The 21,530-nt window shown below is 68.6% G+C and carries 18 protein-coding genes; 13 read left to right on the forward strand and 5 right to left on the reverse strand.

Annotated elements, in window-relative coordinates:
* Positions 1 to 158 precede the first annotated feature (158 nt).
* The 3 genes from BST14_RS01030 to BST14_RS01040 are packed head-to-tail and all read left to right on the forward strand — an operon-like array spanning position 159 to position 2,298.
* The gene (locus BST14_RS01030) at positions 159 to 923 is read left to right on the forward strand and encodes an ABC transporter ATP-binding protein (RefSeq protein WP_083062749.1); all 765 of its coding nucleotides are present in this window, start codon (positions 159 to 161) and stop codon (positions 921 to 923) included.
* Complete coding sequence (locus BST14_RS01035; RefSeq protein ID WP_083062750.1) at positions 857 to 1,675, forward strand: ABC transporter permease; 819 nt, start codon at positions 857 to 859, stop codon at positions 1,673 to 1,675. The genes BST14_RS01030 and BST14_RS01035 overlap by 67 nt, the downstream gene beginning before the upstream one ends.
* Complete coding sequence (locus BST14_RS01040) at positions 1,675 to 2,298, forward strand: TetR/AcrR family transcriptional regulator (RefSeq protein WP_142279212.1); 624 nt, start codon at positions 1,675 to 1,677, stop codon at positions 2,296 to 2,298. The genes BST14_RS01035 and BST14_RS01040 overlap by 1 nt, the downstream gene beginning before the upstream one ends.
* On the opposite strand, the gene BST14_RS01045 is transcribed toward BST14_RS01040, so the two are convergent.
* The 3 genes from BST14_RS01045 to BST14_RS01055 all read right to left on the reverse strand — a co-directional run bounded on the left by BST14_RS01045 (position 2,264) and on the right by BST14_RS01055 (position 6,535).
* On the reverse strand, positions 2,264 to 2,479 hold the full coding sequence (locus BST14_RS01045) for a Trm112 family protein (RefSeq protein WP_083062751.1): 216 nt from the start codon (positions 2,477 to 2,479) through the stop codon (positions 2,264 to 2,266). The genes BST14_RS01040 and BST14_RS01045 overlap by 35 nt on opposite strands.
* Complete coding sequence (locus tag BST14_RS01050; protein WP_142279213.1) at positions 2,476 to 5,502, reverse strand: acyl-CoA synthetase; 3,027 nt, start codon at positions 5,500 to 5,502, stop codon at positions 2,476 to 2,478. The genes BST14_RS01045 and BST14_RS01050 overlap by 4 nt, the downstream gene beginning before the upstream one ends.
* Positions 5,503 to 5,704: 202 nt before the next feature.
* A complete protein-coding gene (locus BST14_RS01055; RefSeq protein ID WP_142279214.1) occupies positions 5,705 to 6,535 on the reverse strand; it encodes a hypothetical protein in 831 nt (276 codons plus the stop codon).
* A 545-nt stretch (positions 6,536 to 7,080) separates the two neighbouring features.
* On the opposite strand from BST14_RS01055, the gene BST14_RS30005 reads away from it, so the two are divergent.
* The 10 genes from BST14_RS30005 (at position 7,081) to BST14_RS01100 (ending at position 17,207) form a co-directional block, all read left to right on the forward strand.
* A complete protein-coding gene (locus BST14_RS30005; protein WP_158085842.1) occupies positions 7,081 to 7,236 on the forward strand; it encodes a nuclear transport factor 2-like protein in 156 nt (51 codons plus the stop codon).
* Between the two features lie 338 nt (positions 7,237 to 7,574).
* Complete coding sequence (locus BST14_RS31345) at positions 7,575 to 7,709, forward strand: hypothetical protein (RefSeq protein ID WP_281252788.1); 135 nt, start codon at positions 7,575 to 7,577, stop codon at positions 7,707 to 7,709.
* A 39-nt stretch (positions 7,710 to 7,748) separates the two neighbouring features.
* Entirely contained in the window at positions 7,749 to 8,252 is a 504-nt protein-coding gene (locus tag BST14_RS01065; protein ID WP_083062755.1) for a hypothetical protein, read from the forward strand.
* Between the two features lie 20 nt (positions 8,253 to 8,272).
* Entirely contained in the window at positions 8,273 to 9,019 is a 747-nt protein-coding gene (locus BST14_RS01070; RefSeq protein WP_083062756.1) for a gluconate 2-dehydrogenase subunit 3 family protein, read from the forward strand.
* Entirely contained in the window at positions 9,019 to 10,716 is a 1,698-nt protein-coding gene (locus BST14_RS01075; protein WP_083062757.1) for a GMC family oxidoreductase, read from the forward strand. Before BST14_RS01070 ends, BST14_RS01075 begins: the two co-directional genes overlap by 1 nt.
* Positions 10,709 to 12,499 carry a glycoside hydrolase family 15 protein gene (locus tag BST14_RS01080; protein ID WP_083062758.1) on the forward strand — a complete coding sequence of 597 codons (1,791 nt, stop codon included), beginning with the start codon at positions 10,709 to 10,711 and terminating at the stop codon, positions 12,497 to 12,499. The genes BST14_RS01075 and BST14_RS01080 overlap by 8 nt, the downstream gene beginning before the upstream one ends.
* 30 nt (positions 12,500 to 12,529) lie before the next feature.
* Entirely contained in the window at positions 12,530 to 13,546 is a 1,017-nt protein-coding gene (locus BST14_RS01085; RefSeq protein ID WP_083062759.1) for an SDR family oxidoreductase, read from the forward strand.
* The gene (locus BST14_RS01090) at positions 13,534 to 14,649 is read left to right on the forward strand and encodes an enolase C-terminal domain-like protein (RefSeq protein ID WP_211280634.1); all 1,116 of its coding nucleotides are present in this window, start codon (positions 13,534 to 13,536) and stop codon (positions 14,647 to 14,649) included. Before BST14_RS01085 ends, BST14_RS01090 begins: the two co-directional genes overlap by 13 nt.
* A 68-nt stretch (positions 14,650 to 14,717) precedes the next feature.
* Complete coding sequence (locus tag BST14_RS01095; protein ID WP_083062761.1) at positions 14,718 to 15,398, forward strand: PAS and ANTAR domain-containing protein; 681 nt, start codon at positions 14,718 to 14,720, stop codon at positions 15,396 to 15,398.
* 24 nt (positions 15,399 to 15,422) lie between these two features.
* On the forward strand, positions 15,423 to 17,207 hold the full coding sequence (locus BST14_RS01100; protein ID WP_083062762.1) for an ABC-F family ATP-binding cassette domain-containing protein: 1,785 nt from the start codon (positions 15,423 to 15,425) through the stop codon (positions 17,205 to 17,207).
* Positions 17,208 to 17,212: 5 nt separating this feature from the next.
* Here BST14_RS01100 and BST14_RS01105 read toward each other — a convergent pair whose 3' ends face one another.
* Together BST14_RS01105 and BST14_RS01110 are read right to left on the reverse strand one after the other, a co-directional pair.
* The gene (locus tag BST14_RS01105) at positions 17,213 to 18,274 is read right to left on the reverse strand and encodes a type III polyketide synthase (protein ID WP_083062763.1); all 1,062 of its coding nucleotides are present in this window, start codon (positions 18,272 to 18,274) and stop codon (positions 17,213 to 17,215) included.
* Between the two features lie 160 nt (positions 18,275 to 18,434).
* Positions 18,435 to 21,530 (reverse strand): type I polyketide synthase, encoded by a 3,096-nt coding sequence (locus tag BST14_RS01110; RefSeq protein ID WP_083062764.1) that lies wholly within the window; start codon positions 21,528 to 21,530, stop codon positions 18,435 to 18,437.

Consider the following 21,530-nt stretch of genomic DNA (forward strand, 5'->3'; position numbering starts at 1 on the left):
TCGCCGTCGTCTACCGCGGCGCAGCAGTCCTACGCGCCATCACCCTCTGGCTACCCCATTTGTCAGACACGCCCTAGGCCCGTCGGCGCGGGCCCGCGTCAGTCGCGCCCTGTTCGCAGACCTTGACAACCCCGCGCGACGGGACGATTATTCATCGCATGATGAGTTCATCTCGTGATGAATTATTCGCGGGCTCCCCGGAGCCGGCGGTGCGCATCGATCACCTGCGCGTCGTCCGCGGCAAACGCCCGGCCCTGCACGATTTCTCCACACAGATCGCACGGGGCAGCATCACCGGCCTGCTCGGACCGTCCGGCTGCGGCAAAACCACGCTGATCCGCTGCATCGTCGGCACCCAGATCCTCACCAAGGGCACCGTCACCGTGCTCGGGAAAACCGCCGGCAGCGCCGAACTGCGCCACCGCGTCGGCTACCTACCGCAAGATCCGACGATCTACAACGACCTGCGGGTCGTGGACAACGTACGCTATTTCGCGGCGCTGTACGGCTTCGACGGCCAGGCCGCCGACACCGCGATCGACCGGGTGGGGCTGAGCGATCACCGAATTGCCCTGTGCGCCAACCTCTCCGGCGGTCAGCGCACCCGGGTGTCGCTGGCCTGCGCGCTGGTCTGCCAGCCCGACCTGCTGGTGCTCGACGAGCCCACGGTGGGCCTGGACCCGGTGCTGCGCGCGGATCTGTGGGAGCAGTTCGCCGAACTGGCCCGCACCGGGACCACGCTGCTGGTTTCCAGCCACGTGATGGACGAGGCCGACCACTGCGGCGACCTGCTGTTGATGCGCGACGGCAGGCTGGTCGCCCATACCACCCCCACTCAACTGCGAGAGGACACCGGATGCACGTCACTGGAGGACGCGTTTCTGTCCATCATCAAGCGCAGCACCATGCGCGAAGCGGGCTGACCCTGCGCGGCTACACCGCGACCACGGCACGAATCCTGCGCCAGCTGGCCTCCGATCACCGCAGCGTCGCGATGATTCTGCTGGTGCCGGTCCTGGTGATCAGCCTGATGTATTTCATGTTTCAGAACGCCCCGCACCGCCCGGGCGGTCCGACCCCGTTCAACAATGCCTGCCTGATCCTGCTGGGCCTCTTCCCGTTGTTCGTGATGTTCATCATCACCGCGATCACCATGCAGCGCGAACGGGCCTCCGGGACGCTGGAGCGCATTCTGACCACGCCGCTGCGGCGCCTCGATCTGCTGATCGCTTATGGCACCGCCTTCTCCATCGCCGCTGCGGCGCAAGCGATTCTGGCGTGCATCGTCTCGTTCTGGCTGTTGGGTTTCGACACGGCGGGCAGCCCGGTCTGGGTGTTCGCCATCGCGATCGTCAACGCGGTGCTGGGAGTCGGGCTGGGCCTACTGTGTAGTGCGTTCGCCCGCACCGAGTTTCAGGCCGTGCAGTTCATTCCCCTGGTGATGGTGCCGCAGCTGTTGCTGGCCGGCATCATCGTGCCCCGCGCACTGATGCCACACTGGCTGCAATGGATCAGCAATGTGCTGCCGGCCAGTTACGCGCTGGAGGCCTTACAGCAGGTGGGTGCGCACCCGGACCTGACGTTCATCGCGGTGCGCGACATCGTCGTGGTGCTGGGCTTCGCCCTGGCGGCGCTGTGCCTGGCCGCGGCGACGCTGCGGCGACGGACGCCATAGTGGCGATCGCAAGCGCCGGGCGCCGGCGGCGGGGGCGGCCGGCCGGGGTATCCGACAGCCGCGACCGCATTCTGGCCAGTGCCCGAGAATTGTTCGCCAGTAAGGGAATTCGCAACACTTCCATACGGGCGGTGGCCGCAGCGGCGGGGGTGGACTCGGCGCTGGTGCACCACTACTTCGGCACTAAGGAGCAGCTGTTCGCCGCGGCCGTGCACATCCTGATCGACCCGATGGAGGTCATCGGCCCCCTGCGCGAAGTGCCCGTCGAGGAGCTCGGCCACCAGCTGCCCGCGATGTTGTTGCCGCTGTGGGACTCCGAGATCGGTGCGGCGTTCATCGCCACGCTGCGATCGATCCTGGCCGGTTCGGAAAGCAACCTGTTTCGCACGTTCATCGAGGACGTGATCGCCGTCGAAGTCGGTGCCCGCGTGGACGATCCGCCGGGCAGCGGAACCATCCGCATCCAATTCGTGGCCTCGCAGCTGGTGGGCGTGGTGATGGCGCGCTACATCCTGCAATTGGAGCCCTTCGCGTCGCTGCCGCCCGAGCAGGTCGCCCGAACCATCGCGCCGAACCTGCAGCGCTATCTCACCGGGGATCTGCCGGACGGCCTGCTGCCATGAGGCGGGCGTGCTCGTCGTCGCCGACGTCGCGGGCCTCGTCGATCAGCAGCACCGGGATGCCGTCTTCGATGCGGTAGGCGCGCCGCAGCCTCGGGTTGTAGAGCAATTCGGACCCCACCAACACCAGCGGACCCCGGTCCTGGGGGCACACCAGGATGTTCAGCAGGGCATCGTCGATCATGACCGGGCCCCGCTCAGTTGGGAACGAACCCCGGGAGTCAGGCGGCGGTACTGGTCGGTGTCGGCATCGAAATACCAGACGTGGCGTCCGGCCTTCGGGATCCCGGCGGCCCGCAGGGCGCTGACGGTCGGGCGGAAGGTCGCGCTCAGGTTCATCTCCGACACCACGCACACGATATCGGGTCCGAGGCCGATAGGAAGCTTGGCGAACGCTTCGGTCAGGTCGGCCGCGGTGATCGAGGCCCCCGGCAACAGCGTCAACGCCGAGACCGCCACCTGATGGTCGCCCACCGGCACGTGGTAGGTGACCGCGAGGTCGACGCCATTGATGCACCCCAGCGCGTCGGTGACCGGCTCGGCATAGACCAGACCGCGCACGGTGCGCACCACCGAGCCGCGCCGGCCCGCCAACCAGTAGTCGCCGTCATCGTCGCGATAAAACAGGTAATCGGTCGATATCCAGGTGTCGCCGGCGGCGAAGACGCCGCGTTTGACCGAGGCGCTCGGATCGATCGGGCCGTTGGAGGCCGCCAGCAGGACCCCGACCTCCCCGGGCGCGGCGATCTGCACGAAGCCGCGCTCGTTCTCCAGGATCAGGTCATGCTCGGCGTCGTACGCGCCCAGCTCGATGCGCCCGGCGCCCGGCAGCGGCCGGCCCTTGCTGCCGACCTTGGCGCCGGACACGTTGGCCAGCACCGCCTGCCCGTCGGTGGTGGCGAAGAACTCGACGACGTGGGCCGGCGCGAACGCCTCGACGACGCGTCCCCACAGTCCGGTGGGCATGCCCGAGCCGATGAACAGCCGCACCGGGTGATTGCCCTGCAGCACGAACGCCGGGTCGTCGACGATCTCGCGGAGCATGGCCCAGGTGTAAGACACCACGGTGACGCCGTACTGGCGCACCTCCTGGACGAATCGGTCCCGGTCCAGGCCGCGGGACAGGGCGATGCGGGTGCCGCCGACCACTGCGCCGCCAAGGCTGACCAGCAGCGCCGACTCGTGGTGCAGCGGCGTCAAACAGTAGACGGTGTCGCGACGGTCCAGCGCGGCCGTCGAGGCGGTGCCGAAGGCCGACACCGCCCAGCGGTAGTTGGTGATCTGCCTGGCCACCAGCTCCCCGCCGGCCGCGGTGAAGGCGATGAACGCCAGATCCCGGGCCAGTCCCGGGTTGGGGCGATACCAGCCGGGCAGCTCGACGGCGTCCGGATCGATCTGTTCCATGTCGATGACGTCGGAGTCCTTGGGCAGGTGCAGATCCCGCGACTCGCCGCCACCGAGCACCAGCACCTGGCGCAACCCTTGGCGGTCGGAACTCAGCACCGCGTCGAGGTTGGTGGGGTCGGTCAGCAGCTCGGTCACTCCCCCGAGCCGCACCGAGGCGGCCAGATCCGCGTCGGGCCGCATCACCACCGCGGTGGCGCCGAGCCGGGACAACGCGGCGATGGCCACCAACGCGCTGGGCCGGGTCTCCATCAGCACGCCGACCCGGTCACCCTGGCGCACCCCGACGTCGATCAGGCCGCGGACGACGTTGTTGACGCGCCGGTTCACGGCCTCGTAGGTGTGCACGCGGCCGTCGAACAGAAGGAACTCGCCCTGCGGGGCGTCATGGGCCTGTTCTTCGATGATGCGGCCCAGCGAGATCCGGGTGTGGTCGTTGATCTGGCCCAGGCGGACCAGGCGGGGCAGGGTCCGGGCCGTCTCGACGGCTAGGGTGCGCACGGACTTGTTGGCGGCGACGACGGTGTTGGCCGCGCCGCGCGCGATGCCCAGCGCCGCCTCGGAGGCCTCCCCGAGTCCGTGCGCGATCCGGGAGCTGAGCGCCACCCCGCTGTCGGTGTGCTCCGCGGGCTGGTCGGCCATCAGGTCGATGCTGGTGGGTTTGTCACCGCCGGTGGACAGCCACTTCACCCATTCGGCAACCGTCGGCCAACTCTGTTGTGCCGCTTTGGATCCCACGACCAGTCCGAAATGCCCTGTGCGAATGGTGTATTCGTACACTTCGGCATTCGGGGCCGCCCGCCGGATGCCGCGCACCGAGGCCGGCTGCCCGATGTCGTCGACCTCGCCGACGAACGCCAGCACGGGACAGGTGATGTCGGTGAGCGTCACCATCTGACCGTTGACGGCGAAGCCGCCCGTCATCATCCGGTTGTGGGCGATGAACTGTTTGAGCAGCTCGGAGATCGCCGGACCCGACCACGCGATCCAGCCTTCGCGCTCGAGGAATCGGCGCTGCTGCTCGCGCGGCAGCAGCGCCTCGCGGTCGTGCAGTTGGCGCACGAAGTCCACTCGCGCCTTGGCGGTCTTGAGCGGGTCGAGCATCTGGAAGCCGGTGCGCGCCATCCAGCTGGGGATCGCCAGCCGGCTGAAGACGTGGTCGGCCATGAAATTGGCGGCGGGCGCCGCGAAATTCGCCGGGATGCCCATGGGCAACGCGGCCAGCGTGTCCACCGGCGAACCGAAGGTGACGATGCTGGCGACGGCCTTCGAACGCCGGTAGGCCGCGACCTGGTAACACCACATGCCGCCCTGGGAGTAGCCGACCAGGTGCACATCGCTGCCGGTCACGTCCTTGACGGTGTCGATGGCCTGGCCCAGCGCGACGATGTGGTCGGTCAGGGTGCGCCGCATGCCGCCTTCGACCTTGTCCGGCTCGCCGAAGTCGATGACCCAGGGGTCGATGCCCTGGGCGTGCAGGATGCCGACCGCGCCTTCCTCGCGCGTGACGTCCCACATGTCCGCCGACATCATCATCGGGTGCACCATCAGCACCGGCGGCCCGGCGGGCGACTGGCCGGGGCGGCTGTCCGGCGGGAAATAGCGTCGCAGCTTGTACATCGGCACGCTCTCGACGATCTGCGACGGCGACGGCACGCTACCGGTTTCCAGGCCCCCCAGTCGCAAGACCTCCAGCCCGTTCTGCGCGGTAGCGATCAGCCGCTCGACCGGTCGTGTGACCATCGAAAAATTGAAATCCACTGCTGCTCCCTGCGTCGTGACAGCTTGGCCATCATGGCACATCAGGGCAGCTAGAAGGGCGGTGGTTTAACGGGTATCACCGGCCGCGGCTCGCAGGTAGGAGTCAGCCACCTTTCGAATCCCGTGAGGACGGGGTCGGATCGGGCCTGGGCGCCACGCGCGCGTCGCCGATGGGGAAAGACACCACCGACGCGGGTCACCTTGCGTCAGCGCCGCCGAGCTTTGCGACCGCGACCAGCCCGCACTACAGACACGGCGGAGGACCTTTGGCAAACCGCATAGTTCGGTCAGGTGTTCTCCAAAGGTCGATCGTTTGAACCACCCAGTATGCGGCGAACTCAAGGATCAGCGCCGCCTCGGCCACAAGGCCCCAATGGCCCCCCAACCCTCTGGAGAATTCAACCCAGAGAACTGCAATCAACGTCACCAGCATCAGCCAGGCGATCGCCCAGTACACGCGCTGATAAGAGCGCTGATGCGCGGACTGCGACGGGTCCTCTCGCCCGACGACGTATGCGGTGCAGAACGTGGTGGCGATGAAGGACGAGAGCATCAGTATCGCGGCTGCGCCGTGGGCATACTCCTTGAACGCGTCCCGAAAGAAGATCAGCGCAATCAGGCCGAACACCATAATCAGCCAGAAAATGCACAGCGACGCTATTCCGCCCGGCCTTCGTTTCCGCGGGGGGCGGCCGCGGCTCCACTGGTAGAGCATCACCGCCCAGATCACCAAATAGCCCAGACCCAATGCGATGGCGACCGCCCAAACATTGGGCAGCACGGCGGCCTTGGCCGTGCCGTCGAAGTCGAGCGGGAGATTGGCTCGCCCGGGGCACAGGTCGTCGGGTCGAGACTGCGGCACAATCGCGGCGGTCAATGCGCTGACCCCGGCCAGAGTCAACAAGACATCCTCGGTGTCGGTGCTGCCCTTATAGATGATGAACAGCGTGCCGAGCGCCAGGAGCGCGGCGATGACGATGCCGTGCGCGGAGGTGTAGTAGTACGTGCTGAGGGCCGATTGCCAGCAGGGTGCCGATATCTTTTCGATGATCACGCCCGCAGCGACCATCACCATTAGCACGACCATGCCGACGCGTAAGTCACGGTAAATAGCAAGCGTGACGGGAGTGCGACTCGGGCCTTGGCCTCCCGTGCCGCTTGGCTGACTCACGCTAACCACACTTCTGGCGCTTTCGCCCTTTGGATCGCTTCAAGCATGTCCGGTACCTTTTGTAGACGGTGTCGTGGATATGGCTTCAAAAAAGTTTAGGGATATTCGTCTAGCGGTGTGCAGCTATGCGGTTTTTTGAAGTCGGGCGCAGCGCCACGGTCGGCTTTGTATTGGTTGGACGAAACATCGAACACCTTGCACGGCGGTGCGTAGGGTTCGGGTTTCAAGGAAATCGTGGTGAAGTTCGTCGACGCGATCGGCAATGGAAGGCTCGACGACGCGCGAAACCTATTGCACGACGAATTCGTCATTCATGCAGCGGGGAGCGTACCTTATAGCGGCGATTACCATGGCCCAGCATAATTTTTCGAGCTTCTCATTAAGATCTGCTTGAGCCGACACCGACCCCAGAAATGCAGTATCTCGTTGACGACGACCAAGAAATAGTAGTGCTCTACTACCTCCTGACATTCACCGCGCACGCATCCGGCGAGAGCGTCGAGATGAAGGTGGCCGAGGTCGTATCGGTTCGCGACGGCCTGATAGTGGAACTCGATGTGTTCTATAAAAACCCATCGGCGCTAACAACTCTGCTAGCGGCGTAGCGGCCGGTTCCCCTGTCGCCGACTTTCGATGCAGGTGCGACGACCCCTGCTCAAACGCATACGCGAATTGGGTTCTGGCGCATCGTGATCCGCCGGGCGGCGTCGAATCGATTCGTCGTCGCGACCAGCGCTCCTTAAAGCACGCTGAGAACCGGCTGCGAACCCGTTTGCGCAGCATGACGCGGGGTACACAGCGGATGCGCGGGCGCGACGCGTCGTCGGGACCTGCCCGGTTGAAAGCCACAGCTGGGGGCTTTGGCGACCGTTACTGCACTGACAGTACCGGGGCCGGAGCCCGCCGGACCGTGTTTCCTTCCAGCCCGAAGGCGAGGTCGCTTATGGATACGACGACGGAACCGCTCGGCGGGCGCGCCACCACCGACACCGCAATCACCACCGCACTTCTGCGGTCACCGACCGACGTTGCGCCCGGCGCGCGACAAGCCACCGACGAAGCCAGGCCGGGCCGGTGACCGCCGGCCCGGACAGACGCGCGCGAGAAAGGGAGACAAATGTTGTTGCTGGACAACGGCGGACGGCAAAAAGGCCGCGCCGCCGGCGACGGACTCGGCGAGGTCCAACATTTGGCCGGGCGAGCGCTGTACGACGTCGCGCACGGCCGTTTCGAACGCTCGCTGTCCGGTCTGACCGCCATAGCGGCAGTGGTCACGACCGTCGAAATCTACTTCGAGCACTATAAGGCCAGCTTCGGCAACAAATGGATGTGGAGCCCGATCGTGGTCACGCCACCGGTGGTCGTCGCGGGAATCGGCGGGGTGTTCTCCCGGCGCTGGGCCAAGCTCTGGCTGCCCATCACCGCGGGCATCTACACGGCCAACGGGCTGATGGGCGAATACCTGCACGCGCGCGGGGTCGCGCGCAAACCGGGCGGCTGGAAGAACGCCTCCTACAACGTGCCGATGGGGCCGCCGATCGCGGCGCCGGGATTGATGTGCATGGTCGGCGGGATGGGGCTGTTGGCGTCGATCCTGCGCCGCGAACGGTTCCGGGATTAGGGGCCGCTGGGATTCCTCAGATGGCCGACACCTCACGCCCCGACCACCTGCCCAACCTGCGCCCCGACGGCAAACCGCCGCACCCGTCCTGGCTGCCAAGGCAGCGCCGCGGCGTCACGCCGCAGATGATCGGGCGCTACCCCGACTACGACGTGCTCGAGACCGCCGACAAGTGGGACGAGGCCACCCGCAAGGTGGTGCTGGCCCGGCTGGAACCACCCGGGCCGCTGCGGTTTTTCACGCCGGAAGAGGAGCCGTGCCTGCGCGCGTTCTGCGACACGGTGCTGGCGCAAGACGTCGAACCGCGGGTGCCGGCGGCCGAATCGGTGGACTCCAAGCTGGCCGACGGGCGCCTCGACGGCTACCAGTACGCCGACATGCCCGACGACCGCGACACCTGGCGGCTGGTGCTGCGCGGGCTCGACGAGACGGCGGCCGCCCACTACGGCGGAATCTCGTTCGCCGACGCCGATATCACCGCCCGCGAGGCGATCGTCGACAAGTTCTCGCAGGGCGAGTTGCAGGGCGGTGCCTGGGAGAGCCTGAACGTCAAGCGGGCGTGGTCGGTGTGCATGCGGATGACGTTGTCGGGCTTCTACTCCCACCCATGGGCGTGGAACGAGATCGGGTTCGGCGGCCCGGCCTACCCGCGCGGGTTCATGCGCCTGGGCGGTGCCACCGGACCGGCCGCCGCGCGCGAACCCTACGAGACCCGCGGCGCCACCGACGAGGACCCGGTGCAAGTCGTGAACAACGGGGAGTTGTGATGGGCGACTTTTTGCGGGGCCTGTTCAAGGGCGCGGTCGGGCCGAAGGACAACGATTCGCGGTTCCTGCTCGATGTGCACACCCGCGATCTGCCCGGCGAAAAGACGATGCGGCGCTACGCCGACGACGACGAGGTCGATCTGGTGGTCGTCGGCGCCGGGGCCGGCGGCTCGGTGCTGGCGCAGCGGCTGGCCCGCGAGGGCTGGCGGGTGGTGATCCTCGAGGCCGGCCCGTTCTGGCATCCCGACGAGGACTGGGTGTCCGACGAGGCCGGATCGCATGCGCTGTACTGGACGCAGAAACGCATCATCGGCGGCGACGACCCGATCGAGTTGGGCAAGAACAACTCCGGGCGCGGCGTGGGCGGCTCGATGGTGCACTACGCCGGATACACCCCGCGGTTCCATCCCAGCGATTTCGAGACCTACACCCGCGACGGGGTCGGGGCGGACTGGCCCATCCGCTACGAGGACATCCGCCGCCATTACGAGCAGGTCGAGCTCGAGCTGCCGGTGGCCGGCCAGAACTGGCCGTGGGGCGACCCGCATCGCTATCCCTTTGCCCCCCACCCTATTTCGGGCGCCGCGGCCAAGATCTGGCGGGGCGCGCTCAAGCTCGGCATCGAGATGCGGGTGGGACCCGTCGGGATCGTCAACGGAACCTTCGGCAATCGCCCGCACTGCATCTACCGCGGCTACTGCCTGCAGGGCTGCAAGGTCAACGCCAAGGCGAGCCCGTACGTCACGCACCTACCCGACGCGCTGGCCCACGCCGTGGAGATCCGCGCCAACTGCATGGCCTGCCGCGTCGAGCTCGACGAGAACGGCGCCGCCCGCGGGGTGGTCTACTACGACGAGGTGGGCGGCAAGGAGCGGCTGCAACGCGCCAAAGTCGTTGCCATCGCAGGGTATTCGATCGAGACGCCCCGGCTGCTGTTGAACTCGACCAGCGACCGCTTCCCGAACGGTCTGGGCAACAACGACGATCAGGTCGGCCGCTACGTCATGGTGCAGGGCGCCACCCAGTCCGCGGGCCGGTGGTCCGAGGAGGTTCGGATGTACAAGGCGCCGCCCCCGGAGGTGACCTCCGAACAGTTCTACGAGACCGACCAATCCCGTGGATTCGCTCGCGGCTTCGCCATCCAGACCGTGTCACCGATGCCCATCGGCTGGGCCGAACACGTGCTGGCCGACGGCCACTGGGGCCGCGCGCTGCGCGAGTACATGCGCGACTACAACCACTGGGCGACGGTCGGCGTGCTCAATGAGCTGCTGCCGCTGCGAAACAATCGTGTCACGCTGGCCGACGAGAAGGATCCGTACGGCATCCCGGTGGCCCGGTTCGACTACACGCTGAGTGACAACGACAAGGCCAACATGGCCTACTCCACCAAGGTCATCGGCGACATCCTGCACGCCGCCGACGCCCAGGACGTGCTCACCATCGAGCGGTTCGCCCACCTCATCGGCGGCGCCCGGATGGGCACCAGCCCGCACAATTCGGTCGTCGACTCCGATCAGCGCGTGTGGGGCGTCCCGAACCTGTTCCTGGCCGACGGCTCGGTGTGCCCCACGCAGGGCTCGGCGAACCCGGCGCTGACCATCATGGCGCTGGCCTCGCGGCTCGCCGAACGGCTGGCCGGCGGGAAGATCGATACCACCGCGGGACGGAGGTCAAAGGCGGGAGCCCGTGGCTGAGAAGACGATCGACGTCAAGACGGCCTATGCGCCCCGGGTGCTGCGTGAATACGCGCTGCTCGCCGACGGCGAACGGGGCGCGCTGATCGGGCCGCAGGGCGACATCGCGTGGATGTGCGCGCCGCATTGGGATTCCGACGCCGTCTTCTCCAATCTCATTGGCGGCGGCGGTGTTTACGCGATCACCCCGACCGACGTCCGGCACGTGTGGGGCGGCTATTACGAGCCGGGCACCCTGATCTGGCGCAACCGCTGGATCACCCGCGACGGCACCGTGGAATGCCGTGAGGCGCTGGCCTTTCCGGGCGACCCCGACCGGGTGGTGCTGTTGCGCCGGCTCGCGGTGTGCCGCGGGACCGCGAGGGTGCGGGTGCTGCTGGCGCCGGGCGCGGGGTTCGGCAAGCACGGCCTCGGCCGGCCGTCCTGCGAGGGCGGGGTGTGGAGCGGCCGCTCGGGCCGGTTGCGCTGGCGGTGGTCGGCGAACTGCCAGGCCCGCACCAACAAAGCCGCGCACGACGATAGCGAGCTGCTCACCTGTGAGATCACCCTCGAGGAGGGCGGGCGCCACGATCTGGTGCTGGAGCTGTCCGAACGCGCGCTGCCCAACCGGCCGCCCGACCCCGACCCCGCCTGGGACGCCACCGCGGCCGCCTGGCGGCGCAGCGTGCCCCGGCTGAACTGCACCATCGCCCCCCGCGACGGGAGCCACTCCTACGCGGTGCTGCGCGGGCTGACCAGCAGCGGGGGCGGCATGGTGGCCGCCGCCACCATGAGCCTGCCCGAACGCGCGCACACCAACCAGAACTACGACTACCGCTACGCATGGATCCGCGACCAGGTGTACGCCGGCATGGCCGCCGCGGCCGTAGGCACGACCGAACTGCTGGACCGGGCGGTCGAATTCGTCGGCGCCCGGCTGCTCGACGACGGCCCTGACCTCAAGCCCGCTTACACGGTCACCGGAGGCGCGGTGCCCGGTGAGGAAACGCTGTACCTGCCCGGCTATCCCGGCGGCTCCGACAAGGTCGGCAACTGGGTCAACCAGCAGTTCCAGCTCGATGTCTTCGGTGAGGCGCTGCAACTGCTGGCCAAGGCGGGTGAAGCCGATCGGCTCGATGCCGAGGGGTGGCGCGCGGCGCAGACCGCCATCGGGGTCATCGAAAAGCGTTGGCGTGAACCGGATGCCGGGGTGTGGGAAATCGAGGACGAGCACTGGACGCAGTCCCGGCTGGCGTGTGTGGCCGGGCTGCGCGCCATCGCCAAGCTGGCCGGCGCCGGGCCGGAGGTCAGCACCTGCGCTGCCCTGGCCGACGCGATCCTGGCCGACACCGCGTCGAGCAGCCTGCACCCGCACGGCTACTGGCAACGCAGCCCGCGGCTGACGGGGGTGGACGCGTCGCTGTTGCTGCCACCGGTGCGCGGCGCGGTGCCCGCCGACGACCCCCGCACCCGCGCCACCCTGGACGCCGTGCGCCGCGAGCTCACCGAGGACGGGTTCGTCTACCGCTTCCGGCACGACGAGCGTGATCTCGGCGAGGCCGAGGGCGCCTTCCTGCTCTGCGGATTCATGATGGCGCTGGCCGAAGACCAACTGGGCCACGGCCATTGCGCGATGCGCTGGTTCGAACGCAACCGCGCGGCCTGCGGCCCGCCCGGGCTGTTCTGCGAGGAATACGACGTGCGGCAGCGCCAGCTGCGCGGGAACCTGCCTCAGGCGTTCGCGCACGCGCTGATGCTCGAATGCACGGCCATCCTCACCGACGACGACGCCCACCCTGAGTGACTACCGGACCGAGCGAAAGGCAGTTCTGCGATGACACAGACAGTGGTGATCACCGGAGCCAGCGCCGGCATCGGCCGCGCCACCGCAAAGGAGTTCGGGCGGCGCGGCGCCAACGTCGCCCTGCTCGCCAGGGGCGCGGCCGGGCTCGACGGCGCCGCCCGCGACGTCGAAGCCGGTGGCGGTAAGGCGCTGGCCATCCCGNCCGACGTGGCCGACCACGCGGCCGTCGTCGCCGCCGCCGACGAGGCCGAATCCGCCTTCGGCCCCATCGACGTCTGGGTCAACGTCGCGTTCACCTCGGTGTTCGCACCGTTCAGCGAGATCAGCGCCGAGGAGTTCAAACGCGTGACCGAGGTGTCCTACCTCGGGTACGTGCACGGCACCATGGCGGCGCTGGCCAAGATGCGGCCCCGCAACCGCGGCACCATCGTGCAGGTCGGCTCGGCGCTCAGCCAGCGGTCAATCCCGTTGCAGTCGGCCTATTGCGGCGCCAGGCACGCGGTCAACGGGTTCACCGAATCGGTGCGCTGCGAACTGTTCCACGAGGGCTCGAAGGTGCGGATCACCGTCGTGCAGATGCCGGCCGTCAACACCCCGCAATTCTCCTGGGTGCTGTCCCGGCTACCCCGCCACCCGCAGCCGGTGCCGCCGATCTACCAGCCCGAGGTCGCCGCCCGCGGCGTCCTGTATGCCGCCGATCATCCGGGGCGAAAGCAATATTGGGTCGGCGACTCCACCATGGTGACGCTGCTGGGGCAGAAGTTCGTCGCGCCACTGCTGGACCGCTACCTCGGCCGCACCGGCTACGACTCCCAGCAGACCGACGAACACGTCGGTCCCGGCCGGCCCCACAACCTGTGGCAGCCGCTGGACTCCGAACCGGGAACCGACCACGGGGCACACGGCCAGTTCGATGACAAGTCGCATTCGAGCAGCCCGCAACTGTGGGCGTCCCAGCATCCGGCCATCAGCGGTACCGGCGCGCTCGGCGCCGCGGGGCTGGGCGCATGGCTCGCGGCGCGGGCGGGCCGCCGGTGGGCGCGATGACGCCCGAGGCGCGGATCGATGAGGTCACCGCCCAGGCCTATGAAATCCCCACCGACGCACCGGAAGCCGACGGCACCCTGTCCTGGTCGTCGACCACGCTGGTACTCGCCGAGGTTGCGGCCGGCGGCCAGCGCGGCATCGGCTACACCTACGCCGACGGCGCGTGCACCAAGTTGATCGGCGGCAAGCTCGCCGGCACGCTCGCCGGCCAGGACGCCATGGACGTCCCGGCCCGATGGCAATCGATGGTCGTGGCGATGCGCAACAACGGGCGGCCCGGGTTGGCATCGTGCGCGATCTCCGCGCTCGACACCGCGCTGTGGGACCTCAAGGGCAAGCTGCTCGAGCTACCGGTGTGCCGGCTGCTCGGCATGGCGCACCCCGACGTGCCGATCTACGGCAGCGGCGGCTTCACCACCTACGACGAGCGCACCACCCGCGCCCAACTCGAACGCTGGGTCGGCGAGTGGAAGATCCCGCGGGTGAAGATCAAGATCGGCGAGTCGTGGGGCTCCGACGTGGGCCGCGACCTCGATCGAATCGCATTGGCCCGCAAAGTAATTGGCCCCGATACCGAATTGTATGTCGACGCCAACGGGGGCTACCGCCGCAAGCAGGCCGTCCGGGTGGCACACGCCATGGCCGAGCACGATGTCACCTGGTTCGAAGAACCCGTCTCCTCCGACGACCTGGCCGGATTGCGGGAGGTGCGCGACCAGGTGAGCCCGGACGTCACCGCCGGCGAGTACGGCTACGACCTGGCCTACTTCAACCGGATGCTCGCGGCGGGTGCCGTGGACTGCCTGCAGATCGACGTCACCCGCTGCGGCGGCATCACCGACTGGGTGCGCGCCGCGGCCGTGGCCGCCTCCTACAACGTCGACGTGTCCGGGCACTGCGCTCCCACCCTGCACGCCCACGTCGCCACCACCATTCCCAACCTGCGACACCTGGAATACTTCCACGACCACCACCGCATCGAACACATGCTTTTCGCGGGCGCCCTGTCCCCCGAGGGCGGCGTTTTGCGGCCCGATCAGCACCGGCCGGGCTTCGGGTGCGAGTTCAAACACCAAGACGCGGAGCGGTACCGGGTGGCCTAAGCATGAACCCGCGCAAAAACGGGAACTGCCATGCCAGGTTTTCACAAAGAAGATTGGGGAAACGGGCGATGACGGTGAACTCCAACGACGAGACCGTCGAGCGCCGCCAGGCGTTTGACGTCGTTGAGGGTGGCGACCTGAGTGCGGTCGACCTGGTGTTGGGCCTCGGCGAGCCGCAGCGCGTCGGCAGGTTCTGGTTCTACATCGACGGCCATCGTTGGGAGTGGTCGGATGCGATCGCGCGGATGCACGGCTACCAGCCCGGACAGGTCAAGCCCACCACGGAACTGCTGCTGGAACACAAGCATCCAGACGACCGGGAGCGCGCGGCGGCCGTGCTCAGCCGCGTGATCAACGGAAAGCCGTTCAGCAGCCGGCACCGCATCATCGACACCGCCGGCCGCACCCGCTGCGTGGTGGTCGCCGGAGATCGGATGGTCGACGGCACCGGTGCGCTGACCGGCGCGACCGGGTTCTACGTCGACGTCACCGACTCGCTGCACACCGATATCACCAACGTGCTGTCGGCGGTGGCCGACGCCCGCGCGCGCATCGAGCAGGCCAAGGGCGTGCTGATCGCCGCGTACGGCGTCTCGGCCGAGCGCGCGTTCGACATTTTGGTGTGGCGTTCCCAGGAGACGAACCTCAAGCTGCGCGACGTCGCGAGCCGCTTCCTGGATGCCGTGGCCAATAAGGCGTCGGCGGAAACGCAGAGCCAGGTGGACCAGGCGCTGCTGACTCTCGGCTAGCGGCGGGGCGCTAGGGTCGGCCCGGTGGCGCACCTCCTTGGGGCCGAGGCCGTACACCTCGAATATCCGACTCAAGTGGTCTTCGACTCGATCACGCTCGGGGTCAACGACGGCGCCCGCATCGGCATCGTCGGGCGAAACGGCGACGGCAAATCCAGCCTGCTGCGGCTGCTGACCGGCCGGCAACAGCCCGACGCCGGGCGGGTGACCCGCCGCAGCGGGTTGCGGGTCGGCGCGCTCAGCCAGGCCGACACCCTGGACCCGGACCGCGGCGTGGGCTACACGCTCGTCGGCGAGGCGGCCGAACACCAGTGGGCCGGTGACGCGCGGGTCCGCGATGTGGTCGCCGGGCTGGTGTCCGACATCGCTTGGGAGGCAACGGTTTCCACGCTGTCCGGTGGCCAGCGCCGCCGCGTGCAGCTGGCCCAATTGCTGATCGGCGAATGGGACGTCATCGCGCTCGACGAGCCGACCAACCATCTCGACATCGAAGGCATCACCTGGCTGGCCGGCCATCTGCGGCAACGCTGGGCGCGCAACGCCGGCGGGCTGCTGCTGGTGACGCACGACCGCTGGTTTCTCGACGAAGTCGCCACCACGACGTGGGAGGTGCACGACGGGATCGTCGAACCGTTCGACGGCGGTTACGCCGCCTACGTGCTGCAGCGCGTCGAGCGGGACCGGATGGCCGCGGTCGCCGAGGCCAAGCGGCAGAACCTGATGCGCAAAGAGCTGGCGTGGTTGCGCCGCGGCGCGCCGGCGCGGACCTCCAAACCCAAGTTCCGGATCGAGGCGGCCAATCAGCTGATCGCCGACGTGCCGCCGCTGCGCAACACCGTCGAACTGGCCAAGTTGGCCACCGCCCGGCTGGGCAAGGACGTCGTCGACCTGCTCGACGTGTCGGTCTCGCTCGGCGGCCGTCCGGTGCTGCGCGATGTCGAGTGGCGGATCGCCCCCGGCGAGCGCACCGGCATCGTCGGGGCCAACGGCGCCGGCAAGTCGACCCTGCTGCGGTTGATCGACGGCACCATCGAGCCGGACGCGGGCCGCGTCAAGCGCGGCAAGACCGTCCGCCTGGCGGTGCTCGACCAGCAGGGCGACGCGCTGGCCGCGGTGGGCGGCGACCGGATCGCCGATGTGCTGGGCCGCCTACAGGGTGGCTATCAGGTCGACGGTCGCGAGGCCACCCCGGCGCAGCTGCTGGAGCGGCTCGGCTTCGCCCGCGGCCAGCTGTCGGCGCGGGTCGAGGATCTTTCCGGCGGTGAGCGGCGCCGACTGCAGCTGATGCTCACCCTGCTCTCCGAGCCCAACGTGTTGCTCCTCGACGAGCCGACCAACGACGTCGACACCGACACCCTGGCCGCGATGGAGGATCTGCTGGACTCGTGGGCCGGCACCCTGATCGTCGTCTCGCATGACCGCTACCTGCTGGGGCGGGTCACCGATCAGCAGTACGCGCTGCTCGACGGCCGGCTGCGGCACCTCCCCGGCGGGGTCGACGAGTATCTGCGGCTCGCCGGCGAACGGACCACCCGGCCGGCCCCGCAATCGTCGCGGCCGTCTCCCCCGCCCGAGGCCCAAGCGATGTCCGGCGCGCAACGCCGCGCCGCGGAAAAAGAGGTGGCCTCCCTGGATCGCCAGCTCGCGCGGTTGGCGGACCGGATCGCCGACAAGCACGACGAACTGGCCGCGCACGACCAGTCCGACCATGTCGGCATCACCCGGCTTACCCAGGAGTTGCGCGCGCTCGAGGACGAGGTCGCCGCGACGGAGGGGCGCTGGCTGGAACTATCCGAGCTGCTCGAGTGACACGCTCAGTGCCAGCGCAGCAGCACCAGTTCGGAACCGAAGCCGGGCCCCATCGCGAGCAGCAGGCCGGGACTGGTGCTGGGCGGCGGTTTGGCGATGGTGTCGCGCAGGATGTGCAGCACCGAGGCCGAGGACAAGTTGGCGACTTCCCCGAGCGAGCGCCAGGTCAGTTCCTGCGCCTCCGGCGGCAGTTCGAGGCTCTTGGCGATCGCGTCGATCACTTTGGGACCGCCGGGGTGGGTGACCCAGGCGCCGATGTCGTTCTTGGTCAGCCCGTGCGCGGCGAGGAAACTGCCCACGTCGCCGGGCAGGTAACGGCCGATGACGTTCGGCAATTCCGGCGACATCGCCGGCTGCACGCCGTCCGAGCCGATGTTCCAGCTCATGATGTGCAGCGATTCGGGGTACAGGCGGCTGCGCGAATCCACGATGTCGGGCCCGGCGGAATCCAGTTGCTGGGCCCGACGGTCGCCGATGGCGACCACGGCGGCGGCGCCGTCGCCGAACATCGCCGTCCCGACCAACCCCGACACGGTCGGCCGGACCGTCGGAAAGGTGAGCGAACACAGCTCGACCGACAGCAGCGCCGCGACGCCGTCCGGGGCACCGCGCAGGTAATCGTGCAGCCGGCCCACGCCGGCCGCCCCGGCCGCGCAACCCAGGCCGAACAGCGGCATCCGCCGCACGTCCGGGCGCAAGTCCAGGCGCCCGACGATCCGCGCGTCGAGCGACGGCACCGCGACGCCGGTCACCGTCGTCGTGGCGATCAAGTCGATTTCTTGCGGTTGCAGCCCGGCCTCGTCGAGCGCGCCCAGCAGCGCGTCGCAGCCCAACTCCACGGCCTTGTCGACGAAGATCTCGTTGGTGGCACCGAAATCGGTGAGCTCGTGGTACCGCTCAAGGGGCAGCACCAAGTGGCGGCTGTTGACCTTGGCGGCGGCGTGCAGGCGCCGGACGATCTGTTCGTGTTCGGCCAGCGCGGGGAATTTGACCACCTGGTCGGTGATCTCGCTTTGGCTATAGCGATGCGGCGGCAACGCGCCGAACACACCCGCGATGGCGCTCATGCTCTGCTCTCTTGATTGCCGACCAGCGTAAACACGACTCCCCTTATTGCCGGAAGCTTATGCGGTCCCGTTTGGTCGTGCAAAAGTTTCTCGTATTCAACACATGCACTACTAGGGCGTCTTTGTGTTCGCGTAATCATATCCGCCAGTGGGAAATTCATTATTCGGTGTCTTCCTCATCCGCCGAGCTCAGCGCCATCGCAATCAACGCGTCCGGGCTTAAAGAGTCGATGTCGCGAGCATCGGGAGTTGTGTCCGCGGCGGGCGTTTCCGGTGTGCCCGCGAGCAATAAGAGTTTTTCCAGCAACCCCGTTCTTCGAAGCTCGCGCACCGGAATCTTGCGCAGCGTCGACCAAACCTTTTCGTCGTCGGATTCGGTGGGCTCGTCATGGAGCAGTTGCCGCCGAAGATGATCGGCCAACGCGGCCGGCGTCGGATAATCGAAGATCAGCGTTCGCGACAGAGCCAGGCCGGTATGGCTGGTGAGGCGGTTGCGCAGTTCGACCCCGATCATCGAGTCGAACCCGAGGTCGCCGAACGCGCGGTCGTGGTCGATGGCGTGGCCGCCCGGATGCCCCGACACCGCCGCCGCGTGCTCGCAGACCAGTTCGAGTAGCACGCGGTGTTGCTCGTCGGGGGCCAACCCGTGTAACCGCTGCGCCAGGTCGGGTGTTCGAGTGGCCGTGGCGGGCGGCGCGGCCCCGGCTCCGCCGGATCCCAACCAAAACCGTTGCCGCGCAAAGCCGTACGTGGGCAGCTCGATGCGCCGGGCGTTGAGCCCGGCGAACACGCCGACCCAGTCCGGGTCGAGGCCCCGGGTGAACACCTGGCCGGCCGCGCCCAGCAGCGATTGCGTTTCGGGGCGGTCCTTGACCATGGTGGGCACCGCCACGGCCCGCGGCGTGCTCAGCGATTGGTCCACCGCCGAGGTCAGCGCCGCGCCCGGACCCAGCTCCAGGAAGATCTCGGCGCCGGCCGACTCGGCGGCGCGCACCCCCTCGAAGAAGCGCACCGGTTGGCCGATATGCGCCGCCCAGTACCGCGGCGAGCCGTACCCGGCCCCGGCCGGCCGGCCGGTCAGGTTCGACACCAACCCGATTCGCGGCTCTCTCACCTCGATGTCGGCCACCGACGCGGCGAACTCCGCCACCATGGGCTGCATGAGCGACGAATGAAACGCGTGCGACACCGCCAGCCGATGCACGCGCCGGCCCATCCGGGCCAGCCGGTCCGCCAGCGCCTCCACCGGGGCCTGCGCGCCGGACAACACCACCGCGTGGGGGCCGTTGACCGCCGCGAGGCTCACCCCGTCGGTCAGCAGCCCGGCCACCTCGGCTTCGCCGGCGCCGACGGCCACCATCACCCCGTCGGCCGGCAGTCGCGCCATCAGCCGGCCCCGCGCCGCCACCATGCGCGACGCATCCGCGAGCGACAGCACCCCGGCCACACACGCCGCGGCGATCTCACCGACCGAGTGCCCCATCACCACATCCGGTGTCACCCCGAGGGATTCCCACCACGCGGTCAGCGCGAGGCCCAACACGAACAGGGCCGGCTGGGCAAACTCGGTGCTGCGCATCAACTCCGGGTCGGTGCCCCACATCGCATCGCGCAGCGGCAGCCGGACGTGCGCGTCCACCGCCGCGGCGGCCTCGTCGAATGCGCGGGCGAACGCGTCGAACCGGTCGTACAGTTGCCGCCCCATGCCCGGCCACTGCGAGCCCTGACCCGGGAACACAAAGACCGTCGCGCCGAACGACCCCGATGGCCTGGCCCGGCCCACCGCGACACCCGGCGGCGATTCCCCCGCGGCGACGGCCGCCAGCCCGGTTGTCAGCGCCGCACGGTCGCCGCCCACCACGACCGCGCGGTGCTCGAAGAGCGTCCGGGTGCTGACCAGCGACCAGGCCACGTCGAGGGGCCGTACGTCGCGGTCGGCCAGGTAGGCCGACAACCGCTGGGCCTGGTTGGCCAGCGCCCGTTCGGAGCGGGCCGACAGCACCCACGGCACAACCTCGTCCGTGGCCGCGGGCGATTCCGACGCCGGGGTTTCCCCTGGGGCCGGGGGCTGCTCGATGATGACGTGCGCGTTGGTGCCGCCCATGCCGAACGAGGACACCCCCGCCCGCCGCGGCCGATCCGCGGACGGCCATGGCGTCAGGGCGGTGTTGACTTGCAGCCCAAGGTGATTCAGCTCGACCTCGGGGTCGGCGTGGTTGAGGCTGGGCGGGATCGCGGCGTGTTCGACGGCCAGGACGGCCTTGAGCAGTCCCGCGATTCCCGCGGCGCTTCCGGCGTGACCGATGTTGGTCTTCACCGATCCCACCCGCACCGGATCGGCCGCGCGCTCGGCGAAGACCTCGCCCAGCGCCCGCGCTTCGACAGCGTCGCCGACCTTGGTCCCGGTGCCGTGCGCCTCGACGTAGTCGATGTCGCCGACGTCCAGGGCGGCATCGGCGAGCGCGCGCCGGATCACGTCCGCTTCGCCGCGGGCCGACGGGACGGTCTGGGCGGCTCCGCTGTGCCCGGCGTTGCCGACGGCACTGCCGCGAATGACGGCGTGGATGCGGTCGCCGTCGTCCAGGGCGGCCGGCAACGGCTTGAGCAGGACCAGTCCCCCGCCCTCGCCCCGCACGTAGCCGTCGGCTCGACGATCGAATGCGTACGTGCGGCCCGAGACCGATACCGCACCGAATTCCTGTTCCAGCATGGCGATTTCGTCGGACAGGTTGAGGTGGACACCGCCCGCGACGGCCAGCGCCGACCGCCCGGTGCGCACGCTTTCGCAGCCGAGGTGCACCGCCACCAAAGAGGACGACTGGCCGGAGTCGACGGTCATGCTGGGCCCACGCAACCCGAAGGCGTACGAGACCCGGTTGGCGATCATCGCCCGGCTGATGCCGGTGAAGGTGTGGTGGTCGGAGTTGTCGGCGAGGTCGCGCAGCGTCAGTGCCGCGTAATCGTCCGTCATCGCCCCGACGAACACCGAAACCTCTTGTCCCCGTATTGTTTCCGGTACCACGAACGCGTCTTCGAGTAATTCCCAGGTCAATTCGAGGGCCAGGCGCTGCCGCGGATCCATCGCCGATGCCTCGCGTGGCGACAGGTTGAAGAAGTCCGCGTCGAATTCGCCGGCGTCCGCGCCGAGCTGGGTGGCCTCACGCCCGTCACGGATCAGGCGCCAGAACGCGGGCGGGTCGGGCGCGGCAGGAAACCTGCAGGCCAGCCCGATGATCGCGACGTCTGTCGGAGGCAA

The organism is Mycobacterium arosiense ATCC BAA-1401 = DSM 45069 (assembly GCF_002086125.1).
GTDB lineage: Bacteria > Actinomycetota > Actinomycetes > Mycobacteriales > Mycobacteriaceae > Mycobacterium > Mycobacterium arosiense.

Excerpts from the sequence above, each read along its gene's own strand:
- BST14_RS01030 (WP_083062749.1), top strand. The coding sequence starts at position 159 with ATGATGAGTTCATCTCGTGATGAATTATTCGCGGGCTCCCCGGAGCCG.
- BST14_RS01035 (WP_083062750.1), top strand. The coding sequence starts at position 857 with ATGCACGTCACTGGAGGACGCGTTTCTGTCCATCATCAAGCGCAGCAC.
- BST14_RS01045 (WP_083062751.1), bottom strand. The coding sequence starts at position 2,479 with ATGATCGACGATGCCCTGCTGAACATCCTGGTGTGCCCCCAGGACCGG.
- BST14_RS01050 (WP_142279213.1), bottom strand. The coding sequence starts at position 5,502 with ATGTGCCATGATGGCCAAGCTGTCACGACGCAGGGAGCAGCAGTGGAT.
- BST14_RS01055 (WP_142279214.1), bottom strand. The coding sequence starts at position 6,535 with ATGGTGATGGTCGCTGCGGGCGTGATCATCGAAAAGATATCGGCACCC.
- BST14_RS31345 (WP_281252788.1), top strand. The coding sequence starts at position 7,575 with ATGGATACGACGACGGAACCGCTCGGCGGGCGCGCCACCACCGACACC.
- BST14_RS01065 (WP_083062755.1), top strand. The coding sequence starts at position 7,749 with ATGTTGTTGCTGGACAACGGCGGACGGCAAAAAGGCCGCGCCGCCGGC.
- BST14_RS01070 (WP_083062756.1), top strand. The coding sequence starts at position 8,273 with ATGGCCGACACCTCACGCCCCGACCACCTGCCCAACCTGCGCCCCGAC.
- BST14_RS01075 (WP_083062757.1), top strand. The coding sequence starts at position 9,019 with ATGGGCGACTTTTTGCGGGGCCTGTTCAAGGGCGCGGTCGGGCCGAAG.
- BST14_RS01095 (WP_083062761.1), top strand. The coding sequence starts at position 14,718 with ATGACGGTGAACTCCAACGACGAGACCGTCGAGCGCCGCCAGGCGTTT.
- BST14_RS01105 (WP_083062763.1), bottom strand. The coding sequence starts at position 18,274 with ATGAGCGCCATCGCGGGTGTGTTCGGCGCGTTGCCGCCGCATCGCTAT.